The sequence below is a fragment of the Pseudomonas sp. DWP3-1-3b3 genome (genome assembly GCF_049896305.1).
Taxonomy (GTDB): domain Bacteria; phylum Pseudomonadota; class Gammaproteobacteria; order Pseudomonadales; family Pseudomonadaceae; genus Aquipseudomonas; species Aquipseudomonas azotoformans_A.
Genome location: NZ_JAFCUA010000010.1, coordinates 88,717 through 102,637, shown reverse-complemented (window position 1 = coordinate 102,637; position 13,921 = coordinate 88,717). Strand labels below are relative to the sequence as shown.

General features: G+C 61.3%; 14 protein-coding genes. 5 read left to right on the top strand and 9 right to left on the bottom strand.

Annotation, left to right across the window (positions count from 1 at the left end; all coding sequences use genetic code 11):
• Positions 1 to 71 precede the first annotated feature (71 nt).
• Complete coding sequence (locus tag ACP7BX_RS25620) at positions 72 to 764, bottom strand: NUDIX hydrolase (RefSeq protein ID WP_314532357.1); 693 nt, start codon at positions 762 to 764, stop codon at positions 72 to 74.
• Between the two features lie 147 nt (positions 765 to 911).
• Here ACP7BX_RS25620 and ACP7BX_RS25615 point away from each other — a divergent pair, with 147 nt between their 5' ends.
• Genes ACP7BX_RS25615 through nadE form a run of 3 tightly spaced genes read left to right on the top strand, consistent with a single transcriptional unit; the run spans position 912 to position 3,599 of the window.
• Entirely contained in the window at positions 912 to 1,559 is a 648-nt protein-coding gene (locus tag ACP7BX_RS25615) for a nicotinamidase (RefSeq protein ID WP_426127879.1), read from the top strand.
• A gap of 11 nt (positions 1,560 to 1,570) precedes the next feature.
• Complete coding sequence (pncB, locus tag ACP7BX_RS25610; RefSeq protein WP_426127881.1) at positions 1,571 to 2,788, top strand: nicotinate phosphoribosyltransferase; 1,218 nt, start codon at positions 1,571 to 1,573, stop codon at positions 2,786 to 2,788.
• Between the two features lies 1 nt (position 2,789).
• Positions 2,790 to 3,599 (top strand): ammonia-dependent NAD(+) synthetase, encoded by an 810-nt coding sequence (gene nadE / locus ACP7BX_RS25605; protein WP_426127883.1) that lies wholly within the window; start codon positions 2,790 to 2,792, stop codon positions 3,597 to 3,599.
• Here the strand turns inward: nadE and ACP7BX_RS25600 are convergent, their stop codons facing one another.
• Genes ACP7BX_RS25600 through ACP7BX_RS25570 form a run of 7 tightly spaced genes read right to left on the bottom strand, consistent with a single transcriptional unit; the run spans position 3,600 to position 10,039 of the window.
• A complete protein-coding gene (locus ACP7BX_RS25600; RefSeq protein WP_426127885.1) occupies positions 3,600 to 4,631 on the bottom strand; it encodes an ABC transporter substrate-binding protein in 1,032 nt (343 codons plus the stop codon).
• A 14-nt stretch (positions 4,632 to 4,645) separates the two neighbouring features.
• Positions 4,646 to 5,743 (bottom strand): NAD(P)/FAD-dependent oxidoreductase, encoded by a 1,098-nt coding sequence (locus tag ACP7BX_RS25595; protein ID WP_426127887.1) that lies wholly within the window; start codon positions 5,741 to 5,743, stop codon positions 4,646 to 4,648.
• A complete protein-coding gene (locus ACP7BX_RS25590; RefSeq protein WP_426127889.1) occupies positions 5,740 to 7,083 on the bottom strand; it encodes an FAD-dependent oxidoreductase in 1,344 nt (447 codons plus the stop codon). Before ACP7BX_RS25590 ends, ACP7BX_RS25595 begins: the two co-directional genes overlap by 4 nt.
• A complete protein-coding gene (locus ACP7BX_RS25585; protein ID WP_038846668.1) occupies positions 7,080 to 7,370 on the bottom strand; it encodes a (2Fe-2S)-binding protein in 291 nt (96 codons plus the stop codon). Before ACP7BX_RS25585 ends, ACP7BX_RS25590 begins: the two co-directional genes overlap by 4 nt.
• A complete protein-coding gene (locus tag ACP7BX_RS25580) occupies positions 7,370 to 8,164 on the bottom strand; it encodes an ABC transporter permease (protein ID WP_426127891.1) in 795 nt (264 codons plus the stop codon). Before ACP7BX_RS25580 ends, ACP7BX_RS25585 begins: the two co-directional genes overlap by 1 nt.
• Positions 8,165 to 8,168: 4 nt before the next feature.
• On the bottom strand, positions 8,169 to 9,014 hold the full coding sequence (locus ACP7BX_RS25575; protein WP_426127893.1) for an ABC transporter permease: 846 nt from the start codon (positions 9,012 to 9,014) through the stop codon (positions 8,169 to 8,171).
• Positions 9,011 to 10,039 (bottom strand): ABC transporter ATP-binding protein, encoded by a 1,029-nt coding sequence (locus tag ACP7BX_RS25570; protein ID WP_426127895.1) that lies wholly within the window; start codon positions 10,037 to 10,039, stop codon positions 9,011 to 9,013. Before ACP7BX_RS25570 ends, ACP7BX_RS25575 begins: the two co-directional genes overlap by 4 nt.
• A gap of 243 nt (positions 10,040 to 10,282) precedes the next feature.
• Between ACP7BX_RS25570 and ACP7BX_RS25565 the strand changes: the two genes are divergently transcribed.
• Both ACP7BX_RS25565 and ACP7BX_RS25560 read left to right on the top strand, forming a co-directional pair.
• Positions 10,283 to 11,113 carry an IclR family transcriptional regulator gene (locus ACP7BX_RS25565; protein ID WP_178953162.1) on the top strand — a complete coding sequence of 277 codons (831 nt, stop codon included), beginning with the start codon at positions 10,283 to 10,285 and terminating at the stop codon, positions 11,111 to 11,113.
• A gap of 178 nt (positions 11,114 to 11,291) precedes the next feature.
• A complete protein-coding gene (locus ACP7BX_RS25560) occupies positions 11,292 to 12,422 on the top strand; it encodes a hypothetical protein (protein WP_426127898.1) in 1,131 nt (376 codons plus the stop codon).
• Positions 12,423 to 12,527: 105 nt separating this feature from the next.
• On the opposite strand, the gene ACP7BX_RS25555 is transcribed toward ACP7BX_RS25560, so the two are convergent.
• A complete protein-coding gene (locus tag ACP7BX_RS25555; RefSeq protein WP_426127900.1) occupies positions 12,528 to 13,916 on the bottom strand; it encodes a class II fumarate hydratase in 1,389 nt (462 codons plus the stop codon).
• Between the last annotated feature and the right edge of the window lie 5 nt (positions 13,917 to 13,921).

The window sequence follows — 13,921 nt, the reverse complement described above, 5'->3', positions numbered from 1 at the left end:
TTCAACTGACAGTAAGCTATCGCAGGCAAGCCAGCTCCCACATTTGATTTTCTTCGTTTCTTGAATCGAGGCTATTCGGCAAAACTGCGGTCGAAGAAGTAGATTTCTCCTGGTTTTAGAACCGTCACCGTCGCCTGGGGCCTGCCGCCTTCACCATTCTTCTTGCGCCCGGTCTCGCGCAGAAACCCCGCCTCAGTCAGCTTCAGCAGGCGCTGGCGAATACTGGTCTTCAACACCGGCCGCCCCAGCACCAGGGAAAAGATCGTGGTCGCTTCCGGCGCGCTGAACTCATCACCCAGGAACATCAGCGGCAAGCTGCTGTACAGCGACTTGGAGAACAAGCGCTCCTGCACGGCGGCCACGATGCTGTTGTGATCGAACGGCAGCTTGATGCGGCCATCCGCGACCCCCGCCAGTGAAAACCAGGCCTGATGCTCACCCAGCGCTACCTCATCCGCCACGATCGCCAGGTAGTAAGTGGACGACGACCAGCAGCGCGGATCACGAAACGCATCCCCCACCGTGCCCACTTGCTCGCTCCACGCCAGCGCCAGGCCCACTTTGTCACTCGCCCGCAAGCGCTCCACCGCATCCTTGAGGCTCAGATCTTGCACGCCGCCATTCACCACCACGCCCGGCAGCGCCCAGTGCCCGGTGAAGGGCTCGGCGTCGCGCTTGTTCAGCAGCAATTTCAGCTCCCCTGAGGCGCGGCAATAAAACACTACGCACAGGTCGACGGTGTGGAGGTAGGGGCTCAGGGGCATGTGGACGTCCTTCTAGACAGCGATGACGCACAGTCTAACCAATCGAGCAGATATGTCATGTACTTGCTCCAGGGTAGACAACCAAATGTTTCTTGCAATGAAAGTACATGACGTGTACTTTTGTCTCCAGGCCACAGGAGAACCATCATGACCTTTTCGATATCCGCCATTGCTTCATTCGATGTCGACGCCCAGAAGAGCTTCACGCCGCTGTGCCCCAGTGAGTTGCCTGTGGCCGGTGGCGACCAGATCGGTGCCGAGCTCAACTACATGGCGAGCCTGGCTGGCCATCGCGTCGGCAGCAAGGACGCCCATACCCCGCACGCGCCCTGGGTGGTGTCGCAGCACAGCGAGATGCTGCAACCCACCGGCCTGGCTCACGCCGATGTGACCTGGGTGAGCCATTGTGTGCCGGGCACCGAGGGCTTCACCTTGCTGGATGAATTGCCCACGCCTTATGACTACGACTACTTCATCTGGAAAGGCGTGGAACCCGACCTGCACCCCTACGGCGCCTGCTACCACGACCTGCACGACAAACTGTCTACCGGCGTGATCGAGTACTTGAAGGCCCAGGGCGTGACCCGCGTCATCGTCGGCGGCCTGGCTTTGGACTACTGCGTCAAGACCACCGCCTTGCAACTGCTCAAGGCTGGCCTGGAAGTGGTTTTGCACTTGCCGGCGTGCCGGGCCATTACGCAGGAGGGCGGCGTACAGGCGGTCAATGAGTTGCTCAATGCCGGTGCTGTCATCAGCAGCACCCGCGAAGAACTGGCCGCGATGGCCGCGCGTTAAGGAGACACACCATGGAAAGTGCCTACGACTACGAAACACCCGTTATCCAGGGTTTGCTCGACACCGACTACTACACCTTCACCATGATGCAGGCCGTGTTGCACCAGTACCCCAATGTCGATGTGGAGTACAACTTCATCGTGCGGTCCAAGGAAAAGCTCGGTCACCTGATTCCCGAAATCCGTGCCGAGTTGGAGCAACTCGCCAGCCTGCGTATGCGCGAAGGTGAGCTGCGCTTTCTGTTCAATCCACGCTTTCGCGAATACCTCACCCCGGACTACGAGCGTTTCCTCGGTCTGTTCCGCTTCAACCTGCGCTATATCCACGTCAGCGAAATCGACGGCCAACTCAACATCCGCGTGGTCGGCCCGATGCTGCACTGCATCATGTTCGAACAGCCGGTCCTGGCCCTGGTCAGTGAGCTGCGCAACCGCAACAAATACCCCGACGTGACCCTGGAAGATGTCACCCGCAAGCTTTACCAGAAATTCGACTGGCTGCAGAAAAACCTCAGCCGCGAAGAACTCGCCGACCTACGTGTGTCTGACTTTTCCACCCGGCGTCGCTTGTCGTTCAAGGCCCAGCGTGAAGTGGTCGACATCATGCGTCGCGACTTCCCTGGCCAGTTCGTCGGCACCAGCAATGCGCACCTGGCCTACGAATTCGACCTGCCGCTGATCGGCACCATGGCCCACCAATGGCTGATGGTGCACCAGCAACTGGGTCGCCTGCGCGAAAGCCAGAACGCCGCCCTGGAAAACTGGGTACGCGAATACCGTGGTCGCCTGGGCATCGCCCTGACCGACTGCATCAGCACCGACTTCTTCCTCAAGGACTTCGACCTTTACTTCGCCAAGCTGTATGACGGCCTGCGCCAGGACTCCGGCGACCCGATCATCTGGGCCGACAAAGTGCTGGCCCGCTACCAGCAACTGGGCATCGATCCGATGACCAAGGACCTGATGTTCTCTGACGGCCTGAATTTCGAAAAATGCCTGCCGATCCTGCGTCACGTGCGTGGCAAGGCCAAATTTGGCTTCGGCATGGGCACCAGCCTGGCCTGCGATGTGGAGGGCGTCGAACCGCTGAGTATCGTGATGAAACTGGTGCGGGTGCACGGCGAACCGGTGGTGAAATTCTCGGATGATCCGATCAAGAACGTCTGCGAAGACGCCTCGTTTTTGCAGTACGCAGCACACGTATTCAATGTCGGCAGCGTGGAGGTGTGACATGCAAGCACGTATCGCACAGGAACTGAACATCAATCGGCAACTGGTCAAAGGCGGCGAAGCCAAAGAGATCCAGCGGCGCATCGACTTCATCAAGACCACCTTGCGCGGCTCCGGCGGCAAGGCGTTGGTACTGGGCATCAGCGGGGGTGTTGACTCACTCACCGCCGGCCGTCTGTGCCAGTTGGCCGTGGAGCAACTGCGCGGCGAAGGCTACGCTGCACGCTTCATCGCCATGCGCCTGCCCTACAAAACCCAGGCCGACGAACGCGACGCCCAGGCCTCCCTGGACTTCATCACCCCGGACCAGATCGACACCCTCAACATCGCCGCCAGCGTCGACGGCCTCATGGCCAGCCTGACCGCCACTGAAGCCAGCGCCGCCCATGTCGATTTCATCAAGGGCAACGTCAAGGCACGCACACGGATGATCGCCCAGTACGCCGTGGCCAACCTGCACAACGGCCTGGTGGTCGGCACCGACCACGGCGCTGAAGCGTTGATGGGGTTTTTCACCAAGTTCGGCGACGGCGCCTGTGACTTGGCTCCGTTGTCGGGCCTGACCAAAACCCAGGTGCGCCTGCTCGCCACGGCCCTTGGCGCCCCGGACAACCTGGTGCACAAACACCCGACTGCGGACCTGGAAGAGCTTGTGCCGGGCAAGCTGGATGAACACGCCTACGGCTGCACTTACGCAGAGATCGACGCGTACCTGATGGGTGAACCAGTGAGTGAGCGGGTGAGAGCGATTGTCGAGGGCGCGTACAGCAAGACAGCGCACAAGCGTGCGCTGCCGATTGTTCCCCTTTGATCAACGCTCGATCGACCGACTCCACCGCGCATTCCACTCCGGCCGCGCCTGGTTGACCTGGTCCCAATCAATCGAAATTGCCGTCTGCAAGTAACCCTGCATCGCTTCCACCCGTGCGCGGGTCTTGTCGGTGGTTGGCGTGGTCGGGTTGGACGGGATCTGGTCACCTTCTTCCAGCGCCGGGGCCTGGGCTTGGGCGGTCAGCAAAAACGCGGCGAGTTTCTGCGCCAGTTCCGGCTGGTCGTTGCGCGCGATCACGCATTCGGCCACGTTCAGCACCACCGCGCCTTCCTTGGGTTGCGCATATTCCATGGGCACGCCGAGCAGTTTCTGGGTGGCGACCTGGGTGGGCGTCAGCGGGAAGATTGCTGCTTCGTCGGTCTGCACCATTTCAGAGATCTTCGCGGAGCTGGCGATGTATTCCAGTACGTTGGGGCCGACGGTTTTTGGCCAGGCCTTGAAGCCGGGGTCGACGTTGGTTTCGTCGCCGCCCTGGAGGCGGTTGAACATCAGGAAACCATGCAGTCCGAAGGTGGAGGAGGCCAGGGACTGGAACACCACTTTGTCCTTGAAGCGCGGGTCGGCCAGGTCCATCCACGAGGTGGGTGCGGCCCAGCCCTTTTCCTTGAACATCTTGGCGTTGTAGCCCAGGCCGGTGACGCCGAGGGTCACGGCCACGGCGTGTTCCTTGATCTTCGCCTTGGCGGGGATCTGCTCCAGGGTCGGGCTGGGCGCCAGCTTGTCGCACAGGCCCATGGAGATGGCGCGGTACATGATGCCGTCGTCGAGGAACATCACGTGCATCTGCGGGTTGTCTTTGTTGGCCTGGACCTTGGCGAGGATGTCCGACGAGGTGCCGGGCACGATCACCACCTTGACGTTATTGGCCTTTTCGAACGCGGGCAGCACCTTGTCGGCGTACACCCGTTCCATGGTGCCGCCGTTCATGCCCAGGTACAGCGTGGGCGCGGCGTGCGCCGTTGAGGCGAGCAGAGCGAGGGACAAGCAGGACAGCGCAATACGTGGGTTCATGGATGTTTTTCCTCTCAGGCTTGGAAACGACGGATGGAAAACGCTTCGATGGGTTGGCGGCTGGCACCGGTGCAGACGATCTCTGCCAAGGCTTCACCGACCGCGGGACCGAGCTGGAACCCGGCGCCGGCAAAGCCGAAACCGTGGAGCAAGCCGGGTTGGGTGCTGCTGGGGCCGATCACTGGTTCGTGATCGGGTAGATAACCTTCGGTGCCACTCCAGGTGCGGATGGCCTGGGCACCCTTGAGAAACGGGTACAGCTCACCGGCATTGCGCAGGATCTCCAGCACCGCAGCTTGCCCTGGACGTGCTTGTTGCGGGCCGAGGGCAAAACCGCGACCGCCGCCGAGGATGCAATTGCCCCGAGCGACCTGTCGCGCATAGATCCCACCGCCTTCAACGCCGGTGCTCACGTCCATCACCACCGGCAAGGGCTCAGTGACCAGCATCGCCGGGTGTGCCGAGGTCATCGGCACCGCTTCGCCAAACTGTTCGGCCACCGCCCCGGCCCACGCCCCGGCGCAATTGAGCAGCCACGGCGCTTGCAGATGCAGACCGTTGGCGCAGTGAACCTGGAAGTGCTGGCCGTCATGCTCGATACGTGTGACGGGCGACTGTTCATAAACCTGCGCGCCGTGTTGTTTCGCCGCGCGGGCAAAGGCGGGCGACACCAGGCGTGGGTTGGCGTGGCCGTCTTCCGGACACAACGAGGCACCGACGGCGATATCGCCGACCCAGGGAAATCGCGCGCGCAGCTCGGCGTAATCCAGCAACTGCAAACCCAGGCCAAATCCGCGTGTCTGCTCGGCATACGCCTGCAACGCGGCGAAATCGGCATGACTGCGCGCCAGCTTCAAATGACCGGAGCGCAAGTACTCGCCGTCGATACCGATCAATCCCGGCAAGTCTGCCCACAGCTGGTGGGCACGCTGCGACAGCGGTAATTGGTGCAATGGCCGACCTTGGCGCCGCACGCCGCCGTAGTTGACGCCGCTGGAATGGGAGCCGCAGAAATCCCGCTCCACCAGTGCCACCCGTTGACCTTTCTGCGCCAGCATCAGCGCGGCCGACGCGCCGACGATCCCGCCACCCAATACAATGACGTCAATCACGGCTGCACCTCCACGCCAAACGGCAGCGGCTTGATCGGTGCCTGGCCCCGCAAGCGGCCGACGTTTTCGATGGCTCGGCCACTGCGCTCCGCGATAATTTCCGCTGCCGCCAACCCGCACATCCGGCCCTGGCAGCGGCCCATGCCGACGCGACAGTGGGCCTTGACGCGATTGATCTCCCAGTGGCCCTCATCCACCACCGCGCGCACGTCGCCGACGCGGACTTCTTCGCAGCGACAGAGGATCAATTCATCGGGGGCTTCGACTGCCCAGTTCTCTGGAAAAGGGAACGCGGTTTCCAAACCATGACGAAAGCGTTGGATGGCCGCCAATTGTTGCTCCAGCACAGCAGGGCGGCGCTGATCGATGGCGACACCCGAGTCCTCCAGCACCGCCAGCGCTGCACGTTCACCGGCCATTTGCGCGGCGTCCGCGCCCATGATCCCGGCCCCATCGCCCGCCAGGTACACGCCGTTGACGCTGCTGCGTCCGGCGCTGTCCCGTTGTGGCAGCCACGCGCGGTTTAAGGCATTCCAGGCGAACTCACAGCCAAGCAAATCCGCCAGTTGCGTCTCGCTGCGCAGGGCATGGGCGAAGGCCACGGCGTCGCATTCCAAGCTCTGATCAGCCCATTGAATGCCGCTGACCCGTTGCGCGCCGTCGATCTGTTCAAGCGTGGCGCCCTGATGCACGGGAATCCCATGGGCCGTCAACCAGGCGCGGTAGTACAAGCCTTTGGCCAAGGTGACCGGTTGCCCTAGCAGCGCCGGCAATGCACGGCATTGGGCACTGAACGGCGCGCTGTCGAGCACTGCTACCACCTTGGCGCCGGCCTTGGCGTACTGGTAAGCCACCAGATACAGCAACGGCCCGCTGCCACAGAACGCCACCCGCTCGCCGATGGCGCAGCCCTGGTACTTCAGCGCGATTTGCGCCGCGCCCAGGCTGTACACGCCCGGCAGGGTCCAACCCGGCACGGGCAGGATGCGGTCAGTGGCGCCCGTGGCGACGATGAGTTGCGCGTAGTCGAGGCTTTCGGCGCGGCCGTTGTTGAGCATATCCAGGCGGCCGCCCTCGGCATTCCACACCAGGGTTTGCGGGCGGTAGTCGATCAGCGGTGCCAGCTCATCCATTGTGCGGTGCACGGCCTCGGCCTTGCGTGCTTCAAATCCGTAAAGCTGCTTGGCGGTGCGTTGAAATCCCTGTGGCTGACGCCGATAAATCTGCCCGCCACCGCGCAGGCTTTCATCCACCAGGCAAGGTCTGATCCCATGGTCGAGCAATGTGCGCGCCGCGCTGATCCCGGCTGGGCCTGCGCCTACAATCACCACAGGCTTCATGACTGGCGCCCCGGTTCGCGGCGGATGGCCTGGCCTTCTTCCAATAGCGTCGAACAGGCGCGTACGCGGCGCCCGTCTTCAAGTCGCACCCAGCAATCCTGGCACGCGCCCATCAGGCAGAAACCGGCCCGCGGTTCGGCGCTGAAATCACTGCCACGCAGGTGTTCAGCGCAGGTCAGGACGGCGGTCAGCAAGGTGTCACCGAGTAAACCGCTGGCGGGTTGCCCGTCCAGCGTGAAGGCGAGGGCAGGGCGTTGGGTTTCGGCCAGGCGTTTGAACAGAGCCATCAGTGTTTCCCCACCAGCACGCGGTCAAGGCCATAGACCCGGTCCAGCAAAATCATGGTGGCGGCCGTGAGTGCAATCACCAGTGCCGACACCGCCGCCATCATCGGGTCGATGGACTCGGTGGCGTACACATACATGCGCACCGGCAGGGTCTGGGTCGCCGGCGAGCTGACGAAGATCGACAACGTCACCTCATCGAAGCTGTTGATGAACGCCAGCAACCAGCCGCCCGCCACACCGGGCAGGATCATCGGCAGGGTGATCTGGCGAAACAACGTAAAGCGACTGGCGCCCAAGGACTCGGCGGCCTGCTCGGCGCTGCGATCAATGCCGATGGCAGCGGCCAGCACCAGGCGCAGCACATACGGCGTGATGATCACCACGTGCGCGAGCATCAGCCAGGTGAAGCTGCCGTTGACGCCCATCAGTGCGAACAGGCGCAGCATCGCCACGCCGAGGACCAGGTGCGGAATGATGATCGGCGACAGGAACAACGCACTGAAAAAATTACGCCCCGCAAACTGATAGCGACTGATCGCCAAGGCGGCCGGCACTGCAATCAAGGTCGCCAGGCTCGCGGCGATAAACGCCAAAATCAGGCTGTTGTAGAACGCCTGGATAAAATCCGCGCGCTCGAACACCGCACGGAACCAGCGCAGCGAGAAGCCCGATGTAGGCAGGCTCAAGGTGTTTTCAGGGGTGAAGGCCACCAGGCACACCACCACCAGCGGCGCCATCATGAACAGCACCACCAGCGTGTGAAAGCCGAGGGCCAAAGGACCGTTTCTGGACATGCGCCTAAACCCCCAGGGACTTTTTGTAGCGGCCTTCGACCATGCGGTTCCAGCTCAGCATGATCAGCAGATTGACCAACAGCAGCACCACTGCGATGGTCGCGCCCATGGGCCAGTTGAGTTCCGAGAGGTACTGGTCGTACACCACGGTGGCGACCATTTTCAGGCGGCGTCCGCCGAGCAGGCCGGGGATCGCAAAGGAGCTGGCCGCCAGGCCGAACACGATCAGCGTGCCGGACAGCACGCCCGGCATCACCTGCGGCAACACAATCTTGCGCATCACCGTGGTCTGGCTGGCGCCGAGGGACAGCGCTGCTTGTTCAGCCGACGGGTCGAGCTTTTGCAGGGAGGTCCACACCGGGATGATCATGAACGGCAGCATCACGTGCACCAGGGCGATGATCACCGCGAACGGCGTGTACAACAGCTTTACCGGGCGCCCGCCGAGGAACTGAATGACTTGGTTCACCAGCCCGTCCGCGCCGAGCAGCAGGCTCCAGCCAAAGGCACGCACCACCACCGAGATCAGCAGCGGCGTGAGGATCAGGATCAGGAAGATCGAGCGCCACGGGGTGCCCATGCGGCTGAGGATATAAGCCTCGGGCACGCCGATCACCACGCAGAGCAGGGTGACCAAGGCGCTGATCCAGAAGGTGCGCCAGAAGATCTCATAGAAGTACGCATCGCTGAACAGCGACCGGTAATGCGCCTGGGTCCACTCATTGCCCTTTACGCCCACCTGGTAATCGAACACGTTGAACGACAACACCAACGTCAGGCCCAACGGCAGAATCAGCAGCCCGACAAACAGCACCAGGGCGGGCAACGACAACAGATAGCCCCGGCTCATGCGCGCACCTCATCCGCCGCCAACACCCGCAGCAGGCTGGCTTGCCAGTCCAGGCCCACCGCTGCACCGCAACCGAGGGGCGCGCTGCCGTCATTGCTGCGCACCACGGTGATTTCGCCCAGGCGGGTGTGGATGCGATACAGCCATTGGCTGCCGAAAAAGTAGCTGTCGAGCACCTTGCCTTGCAGTCGGCCGGTGCCGGCGTCCACCAGTTGGATCTTTTCCGGACGCAGGCTCAGGGTCAGCTCGCCGTCACCGCTTTCGTGGCGGACCTGTGGAGTGCCCAACTGATCGTAGTCGCCCGGCAACAGGTTGGCCTTGCCGACGAAGTCAGAGATGAACCGCGTGCGCGGGTATTCGTAGAGCTTGTACGGCGCGTCGATCTGGGTCACGCGCCCGGCCTGCATCACCACCACGCGGTCGCTGATCGACAGCGCCTCGGCCTGGTCGTGGGTGACCATCAAGGTGGTGATGCCCACGGCGCACTGGATGCGGCGGATTTCGAACTGCATCTCTTCGCGCAGATTGGCGTCGAGGTTGGACAGTGGTTCATCCAGCAGCAATACCGGCGGTTCGATCACCAGGGCACGGGCCAGGGCCACACGTTGGCGCTGGCCGCCGGACAGCTCGCGTGGGTAACGGTCAGCGTGGGGCGCCAGGCGCACCAGTTCCAATACGGTCTTGACCTTGCTGGCGATCTGCGCCGCCGGCACCTTGCGCATCTTCAGGCCGAAGGCAACGTTGTCGCGCACGGTCATGTGCGGGAACAGCGCGTAGCTCTGGAACACCACGCCCAGGCCACGGCTGGCGGGTTTGGCGTGGGTGATGTCGCGACCGTCGAGCAGGATCTGCCCGCCGCTCACGTCAACGAAGCCGGCGATCATTTGCAGGGTGGTGGTCTTGCCGCAGCCCGAGGGGCCGAGCAGGGAAACGAACTCGCCTTTTTCCACCGCAAGGTCGGTGGCGACCACGGCATCGACGGCGCCGTAGCGTTTGCTCAAGGCGTTGAGTTGGAGAAATGCCATGTCTGCGTTCCACCTTTTTTGAGTCGCGTCGAAACGCGCTTTTTTTGTTTTGGGCAGATGCGAATGAAGTGTTGCCGGTGCGTTGGCGCTCGATCTTGAGTCGGCTGCCGTTAGTTGTTCATGTCGCCCCTGTGGACGCAGATTAGGACGAAGACTAGGATGGGCGGAAGATGGAATTTCACTGAACGAACTATTATTTTCATATTTATTCACTCACCGGAATTTACTAAGAGATAGGTTGTTATGGATTCCACTGATCGAAATGACAGCGCCAAAGAAGTTGGCTCCGGTGGGGTGTCTCGGCTGTTCGCGCTGCTGCGCACCCTGGGTGACGTGCCGGAGGGCGGCGAACGCGTCACTCAGCTTGCGCAACAGGTGGGCCTGTCCCAACCCACCACCCATCGCCTGCTGCGCAGCCTGATGGACGAAGGCATGGTCGAGCAGGACGCGCGCAGCAAGCGCTATCGCCTGAGCCTGGAGTTCTTTGCCCTGGCGGCGAATGCGGGCAAGACCGGCAATCTGCGTGATCTGGTGCGACCGAGCATGCTGCGCCTGAGTGCGTCATTGGGTGATTCGCTGTTCCTGCTCGCGCGCTCCGGCTTCGACGCAATCTGCCTGGACCGCAGCGAAGGCCCGTACCCGATCCGCACCTTCACCGGGGACATCGGCGGGCGTGTGGCGTTGGGCGTAGGGCAGGGCAGCCTGGCCATCCTGGCGTTTCTGCCGGAGGAAGAGCGCGAGACGGTGATCCGCTACAACCTGCCACGGCTCAAGGACTTCCACTTGTATGACGAAGTGCTGTTGCGCTCGGAAGTGGAGAACGTGCGCAATCTTGGGTATGCGGCACGCAATACCGGAGTGCTGGAAGGCATGGCGGGGTTGGCGGTGCCGATCCTCAATCGCGATGGGCATGCAGTGGCGGCGTTGAGTGTGGCGACCATCAGTGATCGGCTGGGGCCGAGCCGGTTGCCGATGGTGGTGGAGTTGCTCAAGCGCGAAGCGGCGGCGATTGGTCCAAGGATCAACCCATTTGATCCGACGTTGCGCCGGCCTTCGCAGACCTTTGGTGGGTAGTTCAGAGGGGGTGCAACGCAACACCTCCACCTCGCGCTCGGTCAACTCCTGGTGATCGAGAAGGGACGGTTGAAGGGTTCGGAACTGTTCGGGTGTGGTTGGCCACAGACAGAGCGTAGATCCAGTAATAGATTGTGCTGGGCTGACCATTATTGAACCCTAGATCTGAGGTGTCGCCATGTTTTATTTAGCTCAAAATCATCAGCAACCACTTTTTCAGTCGGGCGGCAACGTAGGATTCAACGGCCCGAGCAATTTCTGTTCTCCTGCTGTAGTGAATAATCCTTGGCCGGGTAATAGTGGTGTCAGAGAGTCTGATGTAGCGCGGAGTTTCCTGAACAACTTTACCGCTTTTGAGGCCGCGAGCGGTGGCAGTGTCACGCTGCGCGGGCTGCAACATTATGCCAGTCGGTCTGAAGGGGGGGATGAGGCAGAGAATCAGTTGATCCATCTGGCAAGAAACATTGTTGGGTCGATTCGAGGGGGGGTTGGGTTAGATGTCCCGATCTCCCGGGAGAATGTAATGAACGCTATAACGTTTTTTGAAGGGAAAGAATCTGCTACCGGCTACGGCGGTGGTATGCAAACGTCGCCCAGGCCCGATTATGGTGCTATGCAGCAGCAGAGAATAAATAGCCAATACTTCCCGCAATATGCTGTGCCACCGCAGATGCAAAATAACTCGGGTTATTTTCCGCAGACGTCGCAAATAGCACCGTCAGTATCTACACCTTCTACTCCAACGACAGACGGGGACTTTGTCGCGAAGTTGAACGCTCATTTCAGTTCATTGGAGGATCCGAGCACTCCGGGCTCTATATCCGATAAATCCCTTGCCTCAGTGATATCAGGCCGTCGTATGGATGGTACTCCTGCTACGCCGGAGGAAATGCAAGTTGCCCAGGAATTGAAGACTAAATTTGCATTGTTCAATCAACTCGATCAAAACGGAACTGGAAAGTTTGATGGCAGATTTTCGAGGGACGACATCGCTCGTGTATCGGATCACCTCAAAGCTGCTGAAATGTCAGATGCGGAAGTTATTGATGGGATGAAAAAGTTTTTCGTCAAGTACGGTGGCGGTGATGAGTATGTAAATAAGAAAGAGTTGGAGCAGGCGGCAGGTAAGGTTCCTTCTGATCGCGAATATACTGCGGAGGAACGTCAGGCGGCCATCGCGATTCTCAACAGACCGGCGCTTTATAAGGAATTGGATCTAGGCACGAATGGCGAGGGCGGACGTGGTTACAAGGACGACCGATTTGATATGGCTAATGTTGAGTATATGCAGAAGCAATTAAATCGCTAACGTAGACGATTCAGCAACAGGGTGCCGCCAGATAGAGAGACGGCACCCGCAACGGCTCTATCGTTGATTGTCGGGTTGAACTTCCAGGAGCGTAACGTTCAGTGATCAGCCGGGGCTGATCATGCTCTCAGGTCGCACCCTTTGCTCATACTCTGCGGCGGTGATCAGCCCCAACTTCACCGCCGCCTCCTTGGGTGACAAGCCTTCATCCGCCGCCTTGCGGGTGATCTGCGCCACGCGGTCGTAACCCAGCAGCGGGTTCAGCACCGTCGCCATCAGCAATGAATGCTCCACATTGCGCGCCAGCTGCGGACGGTTCACCTCCAGGCCGCTCAGCAGCTTGTGGGTGAACAGGCTGACGCAGTCGGTGAGGACCTCGATTGAGTGCAGCAGGTTGTGGATCAGCACCGGCTTGGCCACGTTCAATTCGAAGGTGCTGGAAGCGCCCGCCAAGGTAATGGTGGTGTGGTTGCCCATCACCTGCATCGCCGCCTGCACCAGCACTTCCGCGATGGTCGGGTTGCGTTTGCCGGGCATGATCGAGGAGGTGAGGCCATCGTCCGGCACGATCAATTCACCCAGGCCGCAACGCGGACCCGAACCGAGCAGGCGGATGTCATTGGCGATCTTGGTCAAGGATACAGCCAGTACATTCAGCGCCCCGGAGGCTTCGACCAAGGCATCGTGGGTGCCCATGCCTTCGAATTTGCAGGGGTTGGTTTCGAAGGGTTCGCCAGTGAGTCGGCTGATTTCCTCGCAGAACGCCAGGTCAAAACCGACCGGTGTGTTCAACCCGGTGCCCACCGCCGTGCCGCCCTGGGGCAGCAGGCGCAGGCGCGGCAGGCAGGCTTCGAGTCGCGCGATGCCATGCTGGATCTGCTGGGCAAACGCACCAAAGGCCTGGCCCTGGCTCATCGGCACCGCATCCATCAGGTGGGTGCGGCCGATTTTCAGCACGTCCTGCCAGGCCTGCGCCTTCGCATTGAGTCCATCACGCAGATGGCCCAAAGCAGGCAGCAGGCGACCGCGCAGTTCCAGCACGGTGGTCAGGTGCATCACCGTTGGGAAACTGTCGTTGGACGACTGCGAGCGGTTCACATGGTCATTGGGATGCACCGGCGACTTGCTGCCCAGGTCACCACCAAGCGCGAGGTTGGCGTGGTTGGCGATGACTTCGTTGGCGTTCATGTTGGTCTGGGTGCCGGAACCGGTCTGCCAGATCGACAGCGGGAAGTGCAGGTCAAGGTCGCCGTTGGCCAAGGCCTGCGCCGCCAGTTCGATCGCGTGTGCCAGGCTCTGCGCCAGCGTGCCGAGCCGTGCATTGGCGCGGGCACACGCGCGTTTTTGTTGGCCAAAGGCGCGGATCAGGCTGGCGGGGAACGGCTGTTTGCTGCCGAACACCTCCAGTGCCCGTTGGGTCTGTGCGCCCCAGTAACGGTCGGCCGGGATCGACACCGGGCCGAACGCGTCATGTTCGATTCGCAGAGCAGTCATCACCA

What these genes read in the sequence shown, in the direction of transcription:
- ACP7BX_RS25590 (WP_426127889.1), bottom strand. Translation starts at nt 7,083, where the DNA reads ATGAAGCCTGTGGTGATTGTAGGCGCAGGCCCAGCCGGGATCAGCGCG.
- ACP7BX_RS25620 (WP_314532357.1), bottom strand. Translation starts at nt 764, where the DNA reads ATGCCCCTGAGCCCCTACCTCCACACCGTCGACCTGTGCGTAGTGTTT.
- ACP7BX_RS25560 (WP_426127898.1), top strand. Translation starts at nt 11,292, where the DNA reads ATGTTTTATTTAGCTCAAAATCATCAGCAACCACTTTTTCAGTCGGGC.
- ACP7BX_RS25600 (WP_426127885.1), bottom strand. Translation starts at nt 4,631, where the DNA reads ATGAACCCACGTATTGCGCTGTCCTGCTTGTCCCTCGCTCTGCTCGCC.
- ACP7BX_RS25575 (WP_426127893.1), bottom strand. Translation starts at nt 9,014, where the DNA reads ATGAGCCGGGGCTATCTGTTGTCGTTGCCCGCCCTGGTGCTGTTTGTC.
- ACP7BX_RS25570 (WP_426127895.1), bottom strand. Translation starts at nt 10,039, where the DNA reads ATGGCATTTCTCCAACTCAACGCCTTGAGCAAACGCTACGGCGCCGTC.
- ACP7BX_RS25585 (WP_038846668.1), bottom strand. Translation starts at nt 7,370, where the DNA reads ATGGCTCTGTTCAAACGCCTGGCCGAAACCCAACGCCCTGCCCTCGCC.
- nadE (WP_426127883.1), top strand. Translation starts at nt 2,790, where the DNA reads ATGCAAGCACGTATCGCACAGGAACTGAACATCAATCGGCAACTGGTC.
- ACP7BX_RS25565 (WP_178953162.1), top strand. Translation starts at nt 10,283, where the DNA reads ATGGATTCCACTGATCGAAATGACAGCGCCAAAGAAGTTGGCTCCGGT.
- ACP7BX_RS25555 (WP_426127900.1), bottom strand. Translation starts at nt 13,916, where the DNA reads ATGACTGCTCTGCGAATCGAACATGACGCGTTCGGCCCGGTGTCGATC.
- ACP7BX_RS25580 (WP_426127891.1), bottom strand. Translation starts at nt 8,164, where the DNA reads ATGTCCAGAAACGGTCCTTTGGCCCTCGGCTTTCACACGCTGGTGGTG.
- ACP7BX_RS25615 (WP_426127879.1), top strand. Translation starts at nt 912, where the DNA reads ATGACCTTTTCGATATCCGCCATTGCTTCATTCGATGTCGACGCCCAG.
- pncB (WP_426127881.1), top strand. Translation starts at nt 1,571, where the DNA reads ATGGAAAGTGCCTACGACTACGAAACACCCGTTATCCAGGGTTTGCTC.